Origin of the sequence: Adhaeribacter pallidiroseus (assembly GCF_003340495.1) — a bacterium.
In the GTDB taxonomy this organism is placed as follows: domain Bacteria; phylum Bacteroidota; class Bacteroidia; order Cytophagales; family Hymenobacteraceae; genus Adhaeribacter; species Adhaeribacter pallidiroseus.
Map to the genome: position 1 here is coordinate 4,645,618 of NZ_QASA01000001.1, position 17,498 is coordinate 4,663,115.

At 42.9% G+C, this 17,498-nt stretch carries 17 protein-coding genes; 10 read left to right on the forward strand and 7 right to left on the reverse strand.

All coding sequences use genetic code 11. The features are described 5' to 3' along the window. Nucleotides 1-21 precede the first annotated feature (21 nt). The 7 genes from AHMF7616_RS18530 to msrA all read left to right on the forward strand — a co-directional run bounded on the left by AHMF7616_RS18530 (nt 22) and on the right by msrA (nt 6,462). Nucleotides 22-360, forward strand: a complete 339-nt coding sequence (locus tag AHMF7616_RS18530) for an antibiotic biosynthesis monooxygenase family protein (protein WP_115375686.1) — start codon at nt 22-24, stop codon at nt 358-360. A gap of 111 nt (nt 361-471) precedes the next feature. Further along, nucleotides 472-1,788 carry a flavin monoamine oxidase family protein gene (locus AHMF7616_RS18535; protein ID WP_115374235.1) on the forward strand — a complete coding sequence of 439 codons (1,317 nt, stop codon included), beginning with the start codon at nt 472-474 and terminating at the stop codon, nt 1,786-1,788. Nucleotides 1,789-2,291: 503 nt separating this feature from the next. Further along, on the forward strand, nt 2,292-2,933 hold the full coding sequence (locus AHMF7616_RS18540; protein WP_233507639.1) for a response regulator transcription factor: 642 nt from the start codon (nt 2,292-2,294) through the stop codon (nt 2,931-2,933). A gap of 137 nt (nt 2,934-3,070) precedes the next feature. Further along, nucleotides 3,071-3,640 (forward strand): hypothetical protein, encoded by a 570-nt coding sequence (locus AHMF7616_RS18545; protein WP_115374237.1) that lies wholly within the window; start codon nt 3,071-3,073, stop codon nt 3,638-3,640. Nucleotides 3,641-3,764: 124 nt separating this feature from the next. Beyond that, complete coding sequence (locus AHMF7616_RS18550; protein WP_115374238.1) at nt 3,765-4,169, forward strand: acyl-CoA thioesterase; 405 nt, start codon at nt 3,765-3,767, stop codon at nt 4,167-4,169. 121 nt (nt 4,170-4,290) lie between these two features. After that, on the forward strand, nt 4,291-5,403 hold the full coding sequence (locus AHMF7616_RS18555; protein ID WP_115374239.1) for a glycoside hydrolase family 43 protein: 1,113 nt from the start codon (nt 4,291-4,293) through the stop codon (nt 5,401-5,403). A 504-nt stretch (nt 5,404-5,907) separates the two neighbouring features. Next, a complete protein-coding gene (gene msrA / locus AHMF7616_RS18565; RefSeq protein WP_115374241.1) occupies nt 5,908-6,462 on the forward strand; it encodes a peptide-methionine (S)-S-oxide reductase MsrA in 555 nt (184 codons plus the stop codon). 69 nt (nt 6,463-6,531) lie between these two features. Here the strand turns inward: msrA and AHMF7616_RS18570 are convergent, their stop codons facing one another. From AHMF7616_RS18570 to AHMF7616_RS18585, 4 genes are all read right to left on the reverse strand, one after another. Then, the gene (locus tag AHMF7616_RS18570; protein ID WP_115374242.1) at nt 6,532-7,368 is read right to left on the reverse strand and encodes a universal stress protein; all 837 of its coding nucleotides are present in this window, start codon (nt 7,366-7,368) and stop codon (nt 6,532-6,534) included. 296 nt (nt 7,369-7,664) lie between these two features. Further along, nucleotides 7,665-8,714 (reverse strand): DUF6687 family protein, encoded by a 1,050-nt coding sequence (locus AHMF7616_RS18575; RefSeq protein WP_115374243.1) that lies wholly within the window; start codon nt 8,712-8,714, stop codon nt 7,665-7,667. 46 nt (nt 8,715-8,760) lie between these two features. Next, nucleotides 8,761-9,573 (reverse strand): hypothetical protein, encoded by an 813-nt coding sequence (locus tag AHMF7616_RS18580; protein ID WP_233507641.1) that lies wholly within the window; start codon nt 9,571-9,573, stop codon nt 8,761-8,763. A gap of 62 nt (nt 9,574-9,635) precedes the next feature. Beyond that, complete coding sequence (locus tag AHMF7616_RS18585; RefSeq protein WP_115374245.1) at nt 9,636-9,929, reverse strand: HNH endonuclease; 294 nt, start codon at nt 9,927-9,929, stop codon at nt 9,636-9,638. 141 nt (nt 9,930-10,070) lie between these two features. On the opposite strand from AHMF7616_RS18585, the gene AHMF7616_RS18590 reads away from it, so the two are divergent. Further along, a complete protein-coding gene (locus AHMF7616_RS18590) occupies nt 10,071-11,327 on the forward strand; it encodes an MFS transporter (RefSeq protein WP_115374246.1) in 1,257 nt (418 codons plus the stop codon). A 194-nt stretch (nt 11,328-11,521) separates the two neighbouring features. Here the strand turns inward: AHMF7616_RS18590 and AHMF7616_RS18595 are convergent, their stop codons facing one another. The 3 genes from AHMF7616_RS18595 to AHMF7616_RS18605 form a co-directional block, all read right to left on the reverse strand. Next, nucleotides 11,522-12,742 (reverse strand): alpha/beta hydrolase family protein, encoded by a 1,221-nt coding sequence (locus AHMF7616_RS18595; RefSeq protein WP_115374247.1) that lies wholly within the window; start codon nt 12,740-12,742, stop codon nt 11,522-11,524. 294 nt (nt 12,743-13,036) lie between these two features. After that, entirely contained in the window at nt 13,037-13,657 is a 621-nt protein-coding gene (locus AHMF7616_RS18600) for a hypothetical protein (RefSeq protein WP_115374248.1), read from the reverse strand. Between the two features lie 80 nt (nt 13,658-13,737). Then, nucleotides 13,738-14,397 carry an energy transducer TonB gene (locus AHMF7616_RS18605; RefSeq protein ID WP_115374249.1) on the reverse strand — a complete coding sequence of 220 codons (660 nt, stop codon included), beginning with the start codon at nt 14,395-14,397 and terminating at the stop codon, nt 13,738-13,740. Between the two features lie 411 nt (nt 14,398-14,808). Here AHMF7616_RS18605 and AHMF7616_RS18610 point away from each other — a divergent pair, with 411 nt between their 5' ends. Further along, complete coding sequence (locus AHMF7616_RS18610; RefSeq protein ID WP_115374250.1) at nt 14,809-15,198, forward strand: BlaI/MecI/CopY family transcriptional regulator; 390 nt, start codon at nt 14,809-14,811, stop codon at nt 15,196-15,198. Next, nucleotides 15,195-17,483, forward strand: a complete 2,289-nt coding sequence (locus AHMF7616_RS18615) for a M56 family metallopeptidase (protein WP_115374251.1) — start codon at nt 15,195-15,197, stop codon at nt 17,481-17,483. The genes AHMF7616_RS18610 and AHMF7616_RS18615 overlap by 4 nt, the downstream gene beginning before the upstream one ends. The last annotated feature ends 15 nt before the right edge of the window (nt 17,484-17,498 follow it).

Here is a 17,498-nt window from a genome sequence, read left to right on the forward strand (position 1 = left end):
TTAAAATTTAAAAAACGGAAGATGTCTATTACTCCCGCAAACCCTAATTGCTCCGTCGAAATAATCCGGTATACCATACCAGAGGCGCAACAAACCGCTTTCGAAAATGCCTATACCCAAGCAGGCCTTTTACTCCGTGACTCACCTTACTGTTTAGGCTACGAATTAATTAAAGGCGTAAACGAACCGGCAAACTACCTGCTTACCATTTACTGGACTTCGGTGTCCGATCATTTAAACGACTTCCGGAAAAGTGCCGCCTTTGGAGCTTTTTTTAATTTAGTAAAGCCTTTCTATGCGCAGATTCAGGAAATGAAACATTACGAACCAACCAGCCTGAATTGGCAAAGAGAATCATAGATCTATCCGGCCCGTAAGAAAAGCAATAACCGAACAAACGTTTTTGTAAAACCCTTATAACTCTTTCGGTAAATACCAGTACATGGCATAGGGCCCTAAAAACCCGTGTGCATGATTGATGTTTTAATTATTGGTGCCGGCGCGGCCGGATTAATGGCCGCCCGCGAACTTACCAAACAAGGTTTACAAGTAACCGTTCTGGAAGCCCGTAATCGCCTGGGCGGTCGCGTCTATACCCAGCAGCCCGATAACTTCTCCATTCCCGTAGAAGCCGGGGCTGAGTTTGTGCACGGCGATTTGCCACTGACCCAAGCTTTATTTCAGGAAGCGCCAGTTGCCTTGCATTTACTGGACGGCAAAAACTACCAGGTACTCCGGGGCGTATTAAAAGAATCCGAAGAATTTATTCCTGATTTCGAGGAATTACTCACGCGGCTTGAAAAGCTGGAACAAGACCTGCCGTTTGTTGAATTTTTAAAAAAATACCTGCCCGAAGAAGAATACCGGGAACTGCGGGAGGGCGTTACCCGCTTTGCCGAGGGCTACGATGCCGCCGATATTAACCGGGCCAGTACATTTGCGCTCCGCACCGAGTGGCAAACCGATGGCGCCGCTAACTCGTACCATCCGGCTGGTGGCTACAGTCAAATAATAGAATTATTAGCTCACCAGGTACAAGCTGCCGGCGGCACCATACTAACCACCACACCCGTACAAGAAATAACTTGGCAACCTCACCACGTACAAGTTAAAACCACTACCGGTGCCACCTACCTAGCTTATAAAGTTTTAATTACCGTACCTTTAGGCGTATTGCAAGCCAATGCGGAGGAAGAAGGTTCTATTCGTTTTTCACCGGAATTACCTCACAGACAAAAAGCCTTGGCGGCGTTAGGATTTGGAGCCGTTATTAAAATTTTGCTGGAATTTAAATCGCCTTTTTGGGAAGAAAAAACGGAAAACGCAGCGGTAAAACAGAAAATGCCCGAGCTGGCGTTTTTGTTTACCGATGCCTCGGCCATTGCGGCCTGGTGGACGCAGCTTCCTAACCAAACGCCCGTTCTTACCGGCTGGATAGCTGGCACCGAAGCAGAAAAACGCCGGCAATCCTCCGCTAATAACCTCATTGCCGAAGCTCTGGAAACCCTGGCCTTTCTTTTTACTACTACTACCGCCTTTTTACAAGAACAATTAGTGGCTAGCCAGGTATATAATTGGGCCGCCGACCCTTTTGCCCGGGGCGCTTACGCGTATGCTACGGTAAATGGCGCGGTGGCCCAGCAAACCTTACGTATGCCGGAAGCCAATACCTTGTATTTTGCCGGTGAAGCCTTTTACGAAGGACCGGCCATCGGCACCGTAGAAGCCGCCCTGGTGAGTGGAACAGAAGCCGCTTCATATATAATTAACTCATTTTCTGATAAATAGAATTAATTAGCGCAAGTTAGCGTTTCTATGTTAACTCGTAAGTAATAGCGGTTTACCCGGACATACATCCGTATAAAATACATTTTTTAAAAAATTGCCGAAATGATAACAACCACAGATATTACCCGGGGAAAATACGGAAAAGGTACAAGAAAGTACGGCAAATATACCATTAACTGAACTATCTGATACAAGCTGTTGTAAGGCCTATACATTATTTATCCGGTCAGCTTATCATCTATGTTATTGGAAAAGAACATATTTCGGAATATCTCTTATTACCACACCCACTAGGAGAAAGTAAAGCATCGTTACTCTAATCGGTACTTGTTTATGAAAGACGAAAAACTCATGGACGATTATAGTTCCTGGATCGAAGCCTGTAAACACGGCCTGCAATTATTTAACCTCGATCACTTTTTTATAAAATATGGCTCGTAGCCTTCTTTACATTTAAGTTCACCAAGACTATTCTTAGTATAAATTTTTAAAAATATCCCATTATGAAAATTATAATAGCTGACGACCACAAAATTATCCGGGATGGTATTAAATCTTTATTGCAGCAAGAACAGGAATTTAATGTAATTGCCGAAGCGGCTAACGGTCAGGAACTGGTAGAACTTTTAGCTACGCAACCCGCCGATGTAATTGTAATGGACATAAACATGCCGGTTATGGATGGGTATAAAGCTACGGCCTATGTAAAAGAACACTATCCGGCAACCCGGATTTTAGCTTTATCGATGCTGGACCAGGAGTGCTACGTGCGTCAGATTTTAGCCATGGGTGCTTTAGGTTACGTGGTAAAAAATTGCAGCCGCGAAGAGCTTGTTTTTGCCCTTAAAAGCGTAGGCGCCGGCAATCCATTTATCTGCTCGGAGCTAGCCTACAAACTCCTGGAAAACCCCGAAAACCCCTTGGCCAAAGAAGAGCCTGTAGTGGAGCAGGAAGCTTTAAGCAAGTGTGAGCTTAATGTTTTACGCCTGATTGCCGAAGGCTATACCAACGCCGAAATCGCCGAAAAACTATTCAACAGCAAACGTACTATTGAATCGCACCGGCAAAATCTCTTAGCCAAAACGCATTCTAAAAACACGGCTGCCCTTATCAAATACGCCTTGGTTCACCACCTGATAGAGTAAAATAAAAATTACTGGCAAATAGCCACCCGAATATTTAAAGCCTTGCCCGGTAAATTTTAAAAATTTACCGGGCAAGGCTTTGTTTTTTTGGGGATGTTAGCCCACATTAGATTTAAAATTATTATCTCTAAACTTCTATGAAAACGTACTTATTACTTGTTGTACTAATTATGGTAACTGTAACAAGTTGCCATGAATCAGCTGTAGCTCCTCAAGAGGATCTTTCCTTATTAAATAACAAGTTTCATGGAAAATACAAGATAGTAACTTCCACCAGCAACATAGCCGTAGATATTAATCGGGATGGAAAAGCATCCACTGACTTAATGCAGGAGATTGATTACCTAACAGAAGCGGAACTGGATATTCGTATCTATCCGAAAAACAATAACAGTAACAGTAAGCATTTTTTGTTTTCGCAGTTATGGCAGCAGCAATTCATTTCACCCAATACAACAGATACTGTAATCAACTATGCTTTACAAGGTGTAGTAAGATCCTTTGAATTCAGTCAAAACCTAGATAGAATTCTTGTATCGCCGGATGAAAACCAAGTAGATTTAAAGCTCTTTCCATTACCTGATACCGTTACCATTGTAGCCAAAGAACAAATAGAAGTAGTCATGCAAAAGCTTATTTACACCACTAATGGCTGGAAATCATTAACCATTACCACTTTATACAAAAGGTATACAAAAACAACTTAACGAGATAACGTGTACGAACACCTATTAAAAAACACGATGCCCTTTTTAGCGCAGCTAATGTACTAGCAATAACGCTTACCGGTCTTAAAAACTTGACCGAAGTTAAGTGCGTAACTAGCTTATTATGACCAATAGCAGTAACTCCGCCAAGTTCAGCCACACCATTCAGGTACAGGCAGAAGATATTGATTTGCTGGGGCACGTGAATAATGTGGTTTACCTACGCTGGGTACAGGAAGTAGCCACCGCGCATTGGCACTACGCGGCCACTGAAAATTTAAAAAAATTGTACTTATGGGTAGTGCTTCGCCACGAGATTGATTATTTACGGCCCGCTTTTTTAACCGACCAGATTCAGGGATTTACCTGGGTAGGCGAGCACCAGGGCGCCAAGTTCGACCGGTTTGTAACTTTGTACCGGGCCGGCTCCGAGCAATTACTTGCCTCGGCCAAAACTACCTGGTGTTTACTCGACGCAACTACTCTGCGCCCCAAACGCATTGATCAGGATATACTGGCCATTCTTTAATTATTTGTTATTTTGACATTTATTTTTTAAGAAAAAAGAAATATCCTTTATTCTTTTCCATCTTTTACTTTAACTTCCCGGTTTGAGCAAGACACTTGTATTTACTTAAACCCCTTTTTATATGCTTCAGAAATACACCTACCCTATAATAATAGCGCTCAGCATTGCGGCGAGCGCCTGTCAAAGTAAAAAACCGGAGAAACAACCAGAAGCAGCCAACGCACAAACCACTCCCACCGAAGCCAGCGGCCCGCAATTTTTAAATAAACCGTTGATTACCGAAATTTACACGGCCGATCCTTCAGCGCACGTATTTAACAATAAAATTTACATCTACCCTTCGCACGATATCGAGTCGAACATTCCGCAAAACGACAACGGCGACCATTTTGCCATGCGCGATTATCATATTTTATCACAGGATAGTGTGGGTGGTAAAGTTACCGACCACGGCGTAGCTTTAGATATAAAAGATATTCCCTGGGCTGGTCGGCAATTGTGGGCTCCCGATGCCGCTTTTAAAGACGGCACTTATTTTTTATATTTTCCGGTAAAAGATAAAAACGATGTTTTCCGGATTGGGGTAGCTACCTCTAAATCCCCTACTGGTCCGTTTAAAGCTGATCCGAAACCGATTGAAGGCAGCTTTAGCATCGATCCGGCGGTTTTTAAAGATTCCGATGGCCAACATTATATGTATTTTGGCGGTATCTGGGGTGGTCAGTTACAAAAATGGGAGAATGGCAAATTTAACCCGGCTGGTTCTAAAACCGATTCGGGCAAAGAAAATGATCCGGCCATCAGCCCGAAAGTAGTAAAGTTAAGCGCCGACATGCACCAGTTTGCCGAACCCGTAAAAGATGTGCAGATTATAGACAAAGCGGGCAAGCCTTTACTTACCAAAGATCACGATCGTCGCTTTTTTGAGGCTTCCTGGATGCATAAATACAACGGCAAATACTACTTTTCGTATTCTACCGGCGACACGCATTACATTGCCTACGCTACCGGCGACAACCCCTACGGTCCGTTTACTTACCAGGGTGTTATATTAAATCCGGTACTCGGCTGGACCAATCACCAATCCATCGTGCCATTCAGCGACAAATGGTATTTATTTTACCACGACACCGAGTTATCCAAAGGTCAAACGCACTTGCGCAATATTAAGGTTACCGAACTCAAGCATAATCCGGATGGGACGATTGAAACCATTACGGCTTATAAGGAATAGGTACTGGCGTGAAGAAATAACAATTTTTTAAATTCTCGAGGGTAATCTTGGTAGAATTGCCCTGTAGTGCTACTATGGCGCGGAAGTTACTCCCGTGCCTTATAAATTACTTTGAATAATCTTGTTCGCATAGCGGCGGCGATTGCTTTGGTTTCTAAGTGCAGTTGTTGCATTGCTGGAGTATTTGTTCTTTTTATCTTGATACAAAAAGAATCAACGAAAATCAAGACGCTAAAAACTCGCTGACCAACAAAACAGTTTAGCGTCAATCCTTGCACCTGGCTCAAGCTGTTTGTTGCATAGTAGACTGGCAAAATTTGTAAATTTAAAAATAAGGCTACTACTCACCATGTCATTCAGAAGGAACCTATTTGGCTACGCAGCGAAACAGCATAAGGGCGCTGGGGTATATAAAGGCGTATTTCTTAGAAAATCTGGAGACGAGCTGCTTGTCGAAACAAAACAGTTTTATTTGGGTTAAACCATCAAAAACAGTTTAGTATTATGGAAAGCGAAAATCTAGAAAATAAATCCTACCAATTAGCCACCTTTGCCGGGGGCTGTTTTTGGTGCATGGTAAAACCCTTCGACCAATGGCCGGGCATTATAAAAGTAGTATCGGGTTATACCGGCGGCCACGTCGAAAATCCTACGTATGAACAAGTGTGTACCGACCGCACCGGCCATTACGAAGCCGTGCAAATCACCTTCGACCCGAGTATTATTTCGTACGACGAAATTTTAACGGTATTTTGGCAATCGATTGACCCTACCGATGCGGGTGGCCAGTTCGGCGATCGGGGATCGTCGTACCAGACAGCCATTTTTTACCACAGCGAAGAACAAAAAGCGGCCGCTGAAAAGTCGAAAGAAGAATTACAGAAAAACGGTCCGTTTGGGGGTTTGCCCATTGTAACGCCTATTTTACCGGCGAAGCCTTTCTACCTGGCCGAAAATTACCACCAAGATTACTACAAGAAAAACCCGACGCATTACCAGCGTTATAGCGTAGGTTCCGGCCGGGCCGGTTTCTTGGAAAGAACCTGGAAAAAAGCTTAATTTTTTAAATTTTAATCGAGCTTAACCAGATTTAAAGCAGATTTTAGAATCCGGTATAATCCGTCTGTTTTAGGCGTGATACACCAATAAAGGCAACTTGGTTTGGTAAGCCATTTGCTCCGACAAACTTTGGCTAAATATATTGCTGAGAAAATTTTTATGCTTTTTGAGTACGACTAAAACATCGGCTTGGGTAGTGCTCAAAAAGCCTTTCAGTCCTTCTACTTCGTCCGGATGAATAATTTCCTGGAAACGCAGATTTGCTTCGGGTAAGTTAGCCCGCAAATTGGCCTGAAACTGAGCGGCCTTAGAATCGCTGCTGGTGCTTTGCTCGTTACTCACGTGCACAATTTCTACGTCGGCTTTAAAAATAGCGGCTAATTGCAAAAAAGCTCGGATAGCATCTACGTCTTCGGGTTGGTAATTAGAGGCGTATACCATGTGCCGAAAAGGCTGCACCGGCGTTTTGGCTGGTACCGCCAGCACGGGGCATTTTACGCCTTCGATCACGGCCTGGGTATTGCTTCCGATTAAAATTTCCTCCAGCGTGTTACCGCCTCCAGTAGTTCCTATTACGACCATATCAAAGTGTTCGGTGCGGCATAAACCTTTAACTGCATCGGATAATAAGGCTTCTTTCACTAAAAAATCGTACTCGCAAAAACCATGACCGTACTGGGTACTAAGATGGTGGCAAAGGCGGGACAGTTTTTCCTTGGCTTGCTGCTTTTGATCTTCTAAAACCTCTTCTGCTACCAGGGCTGTTTCGGTGGTATCTATTAAAGGCAAATGCACGACGTGCAACAAGGTTAGAGGCACTTGTAAATAATGCGCTACCATAGCGGCAACTTCCACGGCATTGGCGGCCGTTTTCGAGAAATCAGTGGGGCAGAGAATCTTATTCATTGGAAAAACAGCTACTGCTACAAATACTATCCAATATATATTTTTTAAGGATTTTTTACTTCTTTCCGCAGGTTATATTTTTATTATGATTGGCTTTGGTTTAAAATCTGGCCGCATTTTCTGGAAGTACCCGAAAATGAACAGAATATATTTCTAATTACTTTTTAAAGAACCTATTCTGCGTGGTAGCTAATTTAGATTCCTTAAAAAATAAAGAAGAAAATAAATAAATCGATAAAAGTAAAGAAGTTGCCTTCCTGCTTTTTTCTGTTTTTTAAAATTTTTCTAATCCGAAGCTATTTGAATGCTTTAATCTCGGGCCAGGTCCAGTGTTGTTTGGGTAAAACGCCCGCGTACCGGGCCTGAAAGTACGAAATAACCTGCGCGCTTAGTTCTTCCGGCAAAATATTGGAGGAATAAATAGGGCGCTCCGTAGGGTTGGCGTACCGTTGCTTTTTGGGCAGATCGCTCTCGTTCAGGCGCAGAATAGGCCCCGTATCGGTTACACTTTCGGCGGTCCAGGTACGGTTGGTTGTTTCCAGATTTTGTAAAACTTGGGCCAGCGGTTTTAAAGGCAAACGGGGTAAAGTAGGTCGCGAACTAATATCTACCCAGGTGGTGTATTTGTATTCTAATTCGTAGCGATTTTGGGTGTACTGGCTCAGCACCATGTCGTAACCCTGCGTTCGGCTGAACAAAGCGTAATAATGTACCGGTTGCGGCGTCTGGATCTGTACTAAGCCAATTTCGGGAAAGGTAGTTATTTGCGTATCCGCTCCGTGGATAACCTGATAATCCGTTAGCACTTGGTTGTATTCTATTTCCCAGTCTTTTTGGAAAATTTCCGGGTGGGCCAGCACCTCGCCAAAAGCCGCCAGAAAGTATTCGAACTTCGGCACCGAGGCTTTTATTTCATTTTCTTCCAGATCATCGGCCCCGAACGGCGGGTAAAAATTTTCTTTTTCTACGGTATTAATCCAGCAAACTAGTTTAAGCGCTTGGTCGGCGGCTGGTAGGCTTAAATCCAATTCCCGGAAATCACCAATAATAGCCATTTGCTGCAACACAGCTTTATTTTGTAAAGCAAGTTCGGGGTTTAAAACACTCCAAACCCCCACAAAACCATCTACGTCGAAATGATTAGCACTCACGTACGGGACATCTAATCCCGGAATTTGTTGTTCCAGGGCGTTGAGCACAATACCGGCGCTGGTATCGTCGGCGGTGCCGGCAGGGTTTACGGCGCCGCGCCAATGCGCCAATACTAAACCTTTCGGGTACAGGCTATCGACGATAATGGCCGGATGCTGCTTTACTTGGGTAAAAGGAATGAATTGCTTCAGCATTAGTAGTTGTTCGTTGTTGGTTATCCGTTGTTAGAAATTAATATTATTAGTAATATTCATAATAACCATACTGGAAAGCTTGTGCTCTACGCAGATAAAATACGTCTGTAATTAGAGTATTAATTTCATCCACGATTCTATTTAATTTCTTCTCTCGTTCAACTTTTTCGCTTTTTAATGTTTCATAATCTGTTGAGCTCTCGTCTGCAATTAGTTGCCTGAGTGATTTAATATAAAGCTCTTTCTGTTTTGCTATATTATAAGTCTTTTCAAAGTCGTCCTCATTCTGCAGTAAGAGATAAATAGAGTATTCTGCATAGCCCAAAATTCTTAATTGCTGATGACCAAAGAAAGTGCCTCCGAATTGAAAATGTTTGAAAAGCGAATTGAGATGAGAATAAATTTCAATCAATATTTTCCTTTGTTTAGTAAATTTGTCAACGCCATTCTTTTGCTTTAAAAAGTATGCGTATAAAACAAAATACGCATCTTGGCCCTGCTCACTATCAAATTCAACATTATTGCCGAATTGGTGATAAAGGCAGTCTGGATTATAAATGATTTCTCCATAAAGTTCAGGGTGCATATCTACTATCCGGTTGAACTCTTTTTGTGCGAATTCTAAAGTGTCACTAGATTCAGTAACAATTGTTAATGTATCGTTTGTAGTATAAAACTTAGAGTTGTCTTTCTTTTGGCTTGTTGTACTATTTGGAGCAATATTTTTATCGCCTGATTTTTCAGTTTCTTCTATCCGATTATTACAACTAAAAACCCCAAGAAATATAAAAAAATATACAGCTTTTATAAACTCGTCCCTAACATACATCGAGCGAAGACATTCACTTACAAAGTCCATTATCATCTACAGCATTATTAAACTACAGTATTACTAAATCTAAACAACCAATAACTAACTACTCACCGGTACCTCCGGCGGCGATTGGCGATGCGGATAATGTTACTCTTGTTTTTTATCCAGTTCAGGTATTTTTGTAAAGGTTCGGCTTGTTGCAGCGCCTGCACCGAGGCAAATCCCCGCGCCAGTTCCCGGTTGGTAAAGGTACGGTGAATGGTGCTGTGGCAAGGCTGACACAAATCTACGGTTTCGGAGTAGCGCCCGCCTTCTTGTTTGGGCAATAAATGATGGCGGGTAACGGCATCTACTTGCCGATTACACAACTCGCAAATTATATTATCTTTTGCTTTAGCCATACATTATCCTAAACAAAAGCCATACCTTCGGGTTTTCTATTTTTTACCAGCATGGCAAATCTTTTAACCTACTAATTACCTCCTCTTGGTTCTATACGTAGTTGTAGGCTGCTATTATTCTATTTTTTAAATTTTTGTTTTATGTCCGAAACAGATTCTTCTAAAACGTATTCTTTGACTCAAGATAACCCGAATAGCATCGTTCCTCCATTGGTAATCCGGGAAGGCTGGTTATTGTTTATTCTGGCCGCTATTCAGTTTACCCATATTATTGATTTTGTAATTATGATGCCGCTGGGTCCGCAACTCATGCGCGTCTTCGACATTAGCCCGAAACAGTTTGGTTTACTCGTATCGGCGTATACGTTTGCTGCGGCTTTCTCCGGATTTATCAGCACGTTTTTTATTGATAAGTTCGACCGGAAAAATGCGTTATTGGCTTTGTACGTAGGTTTTATTGTGGGCACGTTTTGCTGCGCCATTGCGCCTAATTACCAAATATTAATGCTGGCCCGGGTGCTGGCCGGGGCTTTTGGCGGCGTAATTGGGGCGCTGGTGTTTTCCATTATCGGCGACGTGGTGCCCGAAGCGCGCCGGGGCAGCGCTACCGGCAAGGTAATGGCGGCTTTTTCGGCAGCTTCTATTATTGGCATTCCGGTGGGCTTGTACCTGGCCAGTATCAGCAGTTGGCACGCGCCGTTCTTTGGTTTGGCCGGTTTAAGTGTACTGGTATTATTTGTCGCCATTAAGTTTTTACCTACCATGCGGGGCCACCTCACCAACGCGGTAAAAACCAAACCCGTGCAACTCGTACTGGATATTATTACCAACCGTAATTTGCTTTGGGCCTTAACTTTAATGATTGTGTTGACGCTGGCGGGTTTTACGGTGGTACCTTTTATCAGCCCCTATATGGTAGGCAACATCGGCTTTGCCGAAACGGAACTGGCTTTTATTTATTTGTGCGGCGGCTTGGCTTCGGTGGTCACCTCACAATTGGCCGGTAAATTAGCCGATAAATACGGTAAACAGCGGGTATTTATTTACTCCGCTTTGTTTTCGATTATTCCCATTATTCTGGTTACCAACATGCCGCGCGTACCGCATTACGTAGCCTTAATTATTACTACCAGCTTTTTTATTGGCTTTGGCGCCCGCTTTGTACCGGCTGTTTCGTTGTTAACTTCCAGCGTCGAAAAAAGATTGCGGGGTAGCTTTATGAGTTTTCAATCATCGGTGCAACAATTGGCTTCGGGTTTATCGGCATTTCTGGCGGGTTTAATTATTCAAAAAACCCCTACCGGCGAAATCCTGCACTTTAATACGGTGGGTATTATTGCCTGCGTTGCTACCGTATTCTGTATGTTCATCATCACCCGTTTAAAAGTTGTTAGTTAGAAGGTTGAAAAGTTGGAAAGTTGGAAAGTTGGAAGGTTGGAAAGTTATAATGATTAGCTCTTTGACAAACTAGTTTTACGAATAGATTGGAACTGTGAAAACCTGAAAATTTAAAAAAGCCGCGTTGTATTGATAACAACGCGGCTTTTTTAAATTTTTCTGCCGACTATGGTCTTTGAACCGCGGACTAAAACCTAATTATCGGGAGTATTTAAACTTTGTATCCAAGGGATAACGGATAAAACCATGGGCTCCAGGCTGCTGCTGTGCGTACCACCCGGGATGGAGATTAATTCTACGTTAGTAGCACCCGCCGCTTTGAATTTATCGTAAACCGATTGGCTGGTTTGATAAAATACCGATTGGTCCGCGGTACCGTGGTATAAGCGCGTCGGGCTTTTGGGTACCCAGTTTAAAAAGCTATTATCTACCAGCGCTTGCTTTAAAGCTAATTCTTCTTGCGGCTTCTTTAAATTGGCGTAAAAGGTAGGGTTAAATAATTCTGCCGGGTTTTTAGCCAGGCTGCTGTTAATTTTACCGGCTCCGTTAGTACCGTTAAAAAGCTCCGGAATCCGGCCGGCATAAGGCTCTTGGAAAAAGTCGGTTAACGGGCGGTTCCAGTTGTAAGTAGTATTATACGATTGCAGCACAAACGCCAGGTACGAAGGGTTACCGTACGATTGTGTAGTAGTAACCGCGGCCAGCATGCCCGTTAAATCGTAACCACCCGCTCCCGCGGCGGCGGCCGTAACGGATAAACCGTGTTCCGGATGTGTTTGAATTTCCTTCTGCGCGGCCATGGTTACGTAGCCCCCTTCGGAATAACCAACCAAAAACAAGTTATTGTTTAGTTTAATAGCCTGCTTTTTCGCGTACGACTTAGCCGCTTTAATCATATCTACTACCATCAGGCCGGAATGCTTCTGATCGTAATACGGATGGAAAATATCCTTGGAAATACCGTAACCAATGTAATCCGGAATTAAGGTTACAAAGCCAGTAGAAGCAAATAATTCAAACCCGGAGAAGGTATTCGGGAAGTTCGTCGGGGCATCGCTATCCAGAAAAGACGTACCGTGCTGGGTACTCAGGATAGCCGCCGGGGTAGTCATGTTCTGCGGCACCGCTAACAAACCCGAAGCTTTAATTTCCTGATCTTTATACGTAGTAGTGTACACTAAATTGTAAATAGCTACATCGTACTTAATCTGCGGAACAAATTTGCTGTAGCCTTGGCTGGTAGCGAGCGTTTGCAATACAGTTTGCGGCACTACCGCCAATTGTTCCGCCGAAACAAAATAATCTTTTTCCGGGGTTTGGGGCGTTACGGCTTCGGTAGATTCCTTTTGGCAACCGGCGCTTACAAACATATAAGCAAACAGTAACCAACCCACTATTCCTATCTTTTTTTTCACTTAATCCTGCTTAAATTAAAGGTTTTTGTCTGTATTTTAAAGAAAAATACCGCCGGTAAAGTTCCTTCCAGCACCTATTCCTACTTCGTCTTTCGGCTTGAAAACAATTAACTCTAATTTTTAAAAATTAGTATATTCTAAAGATTCTGAAAGATAACAAATGGGTAAAAATTTAAAAAAATCAGCTTTACCGGAGTAAATAGATAGGATTGAACAAAACAAGAGCCCCTTACTTCAGAAAAGTAAGGGGCTCTTGTTATCGATTACTCTTTATAAGATCTGAAACTTGGGCTGCTAATCCAGGAGCTTATTTTGCAATCTTTGCTTTTGCAGGCGGGCTATTCCTTTAAAAATATCGCTGGTATTAGTTATTTCGGTGGCTTGCCAGTAATCGCCTTTGTTTTGCATTTTTACTTCGAGCACAAAAGTAGTATCGTAGCGAGGTTGGGTAAACTCTAATCCTACAAAAGCCGTTTCGCCTTCTTCGCGGGTATAGTTTACGCCTTTAAACTGACTGCTGTCGCTTACTACTTTATTCCACAAGCCGTTCAGCGAAATATCTACTTTTTTCTCCCGGGTAGGATCTTTGGCAAACGAACCGGTTTCGACGTATTTCTGCACTTCTTTGCGCGCTACACTCGCTAATTGCGGTTTCATGAACTGGATAGCCTGCTTTAAAACCATACTACCCGGGTTTAACAAACCAATCAGGCTTTTCTGCCGCGACATGTCGTTTACTAAATCAGTAGTAATGCTTTCAACGTTCACGTATTTTTCGAAAGCCGCCATGTCGTGGTCCTGTAGGGCTTCGTGGGCTTGCAACAACGAGTATTTCGGGCTCCTTACCAAATTGCGGTAATACGTGTATCCTCCTATTAATACGACAACTACTAAAATCCAAACAACTTTTTTCATAAGATTTAAAAGAGCTCTAAAACAAATTTAAACTTTTATCGATATTCCAATCAAATACCCGTTTACCGGTAAAAGTTCAACTATTGCTTCATAAACTGAAATGTAACCGGATACGTTACTTCTACGTCCACGGGTTCGGATTTAACTTTTCCGGGCAACCAATTAGGGGGCAGCAATTTAAAAGCCCGAACAGCTTCCTCGTCCATCCCATAGCCGATGGGATTTTTAACCTGAAAGTTACTCGCCTTACCCTTTTTATCGACGATAAAGGAAACGTTAACTATTCCCGATATTCCGTTTCTGGAAGCCCCTGCTGGATAACGAATTTCTCTGCCGAGCGTGGCATAAATACCCTCATCGCCTTCTAAGAATATAGGGGGTTGACTTAGCTTTATTTCCGCGCTAGCGGGTAGGTTAATAATCTGATACTGTCTTTCTGGAGCTGATTCATTTGGCTGGTAAAACAATAGCCGGTTTTTAGTGTAATCGTATTTTAAGCTAAGCTCCCCTTTAAAATTATAACACTCCCAAATACTATCTTTGGCGCCTTGCTTATAATATCCTTTTACTAACAATGTATTTCTAAAATTAAGTTTATTATACTCGCCGTGCTTGGTGGTTTTGTCTGATTTAAGAACAAAGAAAATTTCTCTTGTACTCTTGTCAATAACCTTTTTGGTTTCCTGCCCAAACAAACAAGTAGGAATGATTAGTAATAAAAATAGAAGCGTTTTATACATGATACTGGTAGCTGTTTAAATACGGTTAGTTGTTTTTTTTAAAATTATTGAGGCTTGCTAATTTCTGCCATTACGCTACAAAGAGAACCCTAAAAGCTATTAAGCTTAATTAAAGTACCACAGATTACTTTAATAAATAACATTATTTTAGTGTTAAGCTTTAATCAGAATTTAAATTTCGCTTAAATAGCAAGTACTCTTTATAAGCGATACTTTCTAAAACTCATCTTCCTCAAGAAAAAATTTAAAAATTCTTTCCCTTACCCTTGTAAATACTTGCACGCAGGCTTTTTAGATCGATAAGAAAATATTTTCACTAACTACGAAATATTTCGTACAAAAAATTTGGATGTACGAAATTATTCGTATATGTTTGATGCAGCTTAAGCAACACCTTTTAATCCACCTGTTATGTCCGATCATCAACCAATAAAACCTACCGAAACCGAATTAGAGATTTTGCAGATCTTGTGGGAGCATGGCCCGCAAACCGTGCGCTTTGTAAACGAAAAGCAAAACGAAATGAAAGAAGTGGGCTACACCACTACCCTGAAAATAATGCAAATTATGGCGGAAAAAAACTTTATTGCCGCTGACAAAACCAATCGCTCGCATGTTTACCAGGCCTTGTTGCCCGAAGAAGCTACCCAAAAACAACTACTCGACAAGTTCCTGGATACTACTTTCCGGGGCTCGGCCATGAAGTTAGTGATGCAGGCTCTGGGCAATCATCGCACATCCGAAGAAGAATTAAATCAAATCAGAAATTTACTCGATAAACTGGAAGGAGGTCAAAAATGAATTACTTACCCGCATTTCTATCGCCCAAACTAGTAGAAGCCCTCGGCTGGACTATTCTGCATTCGCTCTGGCAAAGTGCTTTGGTCGCCATTACCTTATCCGTACTCCTGATTTTGCTGCAGCGTCATTCCGCCCGATTTCGCTACACAGTTGCCACTACGGCCTTGTTTGCTTCCTTGCTCATTGCCGGGGTTACCTTTGTGCGTACTTACCAGCAAACGCAACCAACGGTTTCGCTGGTTATGCCTGATAGTCAGCTGCAACCCGCGCTAGTGGCAAAACCAACCAGTAAAACTAATACTGCGCTTACAAAGGCTAACGATGCCAAACCCATGCTGCGGGGGGCTATTCTGGTAAATTTTAAGTATTATTTCAGCAAGCATTTGCCGGCGGTGGTACTCGTGTGGCTGCTGGGCATGTTAACCATGCTGCTGAAATTTTTAGGCGGTCTGGCCTACGTGCAACGGTTAAAATTTCAAAAAAAGTACGCTTTAGGTTCCACCTGGAACACGCGCTTAGCCACAATGGCGCAAAGCTTACGGGTAACGCAACCAGTACGTCTTTTTGAGTCGGCGTTGGTAAAAACACCTTTAGTAATCGGCTATTTTAAACCAATAATTTTATTGCCTTTCGGTACCATAGCCGGTTTAAGTTCCGACCAAGTAGAAGCTATTTTGGCGCACGAGCTCGCGCATATTTACCGGAAAGATTATTTACTGAATATGCTGCAAGCCTTAGTAGAAATTTTATTTTTCTTTAATCCGGCTGTTTGGTGGATCAGCGATTACGTGCGGGTAGAGCGTGAAAACTGCTGCGACGATCAGGCCATTGCGGTATGCGGCAACCCGGTTACGTACGCCCGGGCCTTGGCTAATCTGCAAACTATTGCGGGAAGTGCCCCCCAACTGGCGTTGGCTTTTGCCGGTAAAGATGGCTCGCTGCTGGGCCGTATTAAACGCTTGGTGCAGCAACCTCGCTTAAGACCTACTTTTTCCGAAGGTTTTATGGCCGCTTGCGTACTGATTGTGGGACTTACCGTAATTTCGGTGAGCGCCTTTGCTGAGTTTACCGCGCCGGCTAAGGCCATAAAAGTAACAAAACCAGTTGTTAATAAAGCCGGGCAACCTGTACCTACTCCGGAAGTAAAGCCGCAAACTGAAGATAACCTGAAAGCCAGTATTTACAGCATTACGGACTCTTTAACCGGCAAAAAGAGCGACCTGATAATTATCAAAAACAAGAAAGGCGCTATTACCGAACTTTACGTAAATGGTCAGAAAATACCGAAGTCTGAGATTGTTAATTTCCAAAAAGAAATTGATGTTGCCATGGCTGGCACCCGGCAGGCTCCCCGTTTACCAGCGGCCCAAGTACCGCAGCAATTAGCTAAAATGAAAGAAGTACTGAAAGATTTAAAACCCGAGAACGAAAGCATTTCTTTTTCATTTAACGGCGACTTGGATGATTTTGGCAGATTGCTCCTACCACCCGCGCCGCTTGCTGCGCTAACACCACCTGTACCGGCACCTGCTCCGGCACCAATTGCTCCCATTATTCCGCTTACGCCTCCTTTACCACCCAAAAAACCATTGGAATATTTAAAAACGTTGGATTTGCCTACCAACACCTTATACATTATTGATGGCAAAAAGCACCCGGGCAAAAGTGGTAAAGCGGCACTGGCTAAATTAAAAAACGAAAACATCAATAGTGTGCAAATTTACCACGCGGAAGCTGCTCAAAAACAATTCGGCAACGAGGGAAAAGAAGGCGTAGTGGTAGTTAAAACCGGTAAAAGCGATCCCAACAACTTTTTACTGCAGGAAATTGGCGATGATCGTACCAACCGGGTGGAAATTAGCCGGGAGTTTATGAACGACCTGCGCCAGGAAGAACATGATGGCCGTATGCGGGAACACGAGCTGCGCATGAGAGAACACGAGGAACAGACAAGAGCGCGCATGAGAGAAAATGAAGAACGCCTAAAAGAACATGCCATCCGGATGCAAGAACACGAAGAACGTGCCCGAGAGCACGAAATACGAGCCAAAGAACATGAAAAGCGAGCGGCTCAATTTGAAAAAATAAAGCAGGAATTAATAAAGGATAAGTTGATTGATGCGAATAGCAAAAAACTCGCTATCCAGATTAACCAAGAAGGATTTACCATTAACGGCGTAAAACAGCCTGCCGCGGTTTATGATAAGTACAAAAAACTGTTTTATCCGGACAAAACGGATTGGTCAGGTTCCTTTAGCGAAACGATTAATATAACGGAAGATTAAGCAGTATGGCCTAAT